1 protein-coding gene and 1 pseudogene are annotated in these 928 nt (G+C 76.2%); one reads left to right on the plus strand and one right to left on the minus strand.

Annotation, left to right across the window (positions count from 1 at the left end; genetic code table 11):
• Nucleotides 1–343 (minus strand): annotated as a pseudogene (locus ACFFNX_RS51270) (AraC family transcriptional regulator); the annotation flags it as partial.
• Between the two features lie 71 nt (nucleotides 344–414).
• Between ACFFNX_RS51270 and ACFFNX_RS51275 the strand changes: the two are divergent.
• Nucleotides 415–873, plus strand: a complete 459-nt coding sequence (locus ACFFNX_RS51275) for a rhodanese-like domain-containing protein (RefSeq protein WP_378213789.1) — start codon at nucleotides 415–417, stop codon at nucleotides 871–873.
• Nucleotides 874–928: the final 55 nt, after the last annotated feature.

A 928-nucleotide genomic window follows, 5' to 3' on the forward strand; every position in this document is an offset into this window, starting at 1 on the left:
CCCCCGAGCAGATCGAGACGACACGGGCGCCCCGGGCGTGCGCCCGGCGCAGCGCCGCATCCTGCGCCGGCGAGGACCCGCCGCGTACGTCGCTGACGCCGGGCACGATCACCGTCTCGGCGGAGGCGAGAACGTCCAGGCCGTGCCCGGTGTCGAGGGTCGCTCCCCCGATGACGCGCAGCGGGCCGGGCCGCTCCGCGCACACCGTCAGGTCGTACCAGGGCACGTCCAGCTCGGGTCTCGGCAGGCCGAAGACCTCGGTGACGATGCCGGTCTCGAACGGCGACATGCCGTCGTAGGCGAGCACCGCGACGGTCCGCCGGCGGCGTGGCGGGGTGAGCATGGCGGGATCTTAGCGGTCGGCGACGGCGGCGCCACGGGCGGCGGCGGCCGGGGCCCGCGAGCATCGTCGGCATGTCCTACGTTCTGTCCACCGCACCCGCGGACCCCGCCGAGGCCGCCGCCCACTTCGCCGCCCGCCTGGCGTTCGAGACCGACGTCTCCGACGTGCACGCCGACCTGGAGGCCGGCGTGCCCGGCCTGGTCGTGGTCGACTCCCGCAGCGCCGCGTCCTGGGAACAGGGCCATCTGCCCGGCGCCGTGCACCTGCCCGCCGGCGAGGTCGCCGCACGCGCGTCCGCCGTCGTGCCGCGTGACGCCACGGTCGTCACGTACTGCTGGGGCCCCGGCTGCAACGGCGCGACCCGCGCCGCGCTGGCCTTCGCGCGCCTCGGCCACCGGGTCAAGGAGATGGCCGGCGGCTATGAGTACTGGGTGCGCGAGGGGTTCGCGGTCCAGTCCCGGTCCGGTCGCGTCAGCACGCCCGCCGACCCGCTCGCCGCCCCGGTCGCGGCGATCGCCTGCGGCTGCTGATCCACCGGCCCGCCGGGGCACGAGATGATGGCGGCATGTTCACTCTCCTCCCGGG

It is taken from the genome of Actinoallomurus acaciae (genome assembly GCF_042429965.1).
Classification (GTDB): domain Bacteria; phylum Actinomycetota; class Actinomycetes; order Streptosporangiales; family Streptosporangiaceae; genus Actinoallomurus; species Actinoallomurus acaciae.

Bases quoted from the DNA above. Each gene is read 5' to 3' on its own strand.
- ACFFNX_RS51275 (WP_378213789.1), top strand. From the start codon at position 415: ATGTCCTACGTTCTGTCCACCGCACCCGCGGACCCCGCCGAGGCCGCC.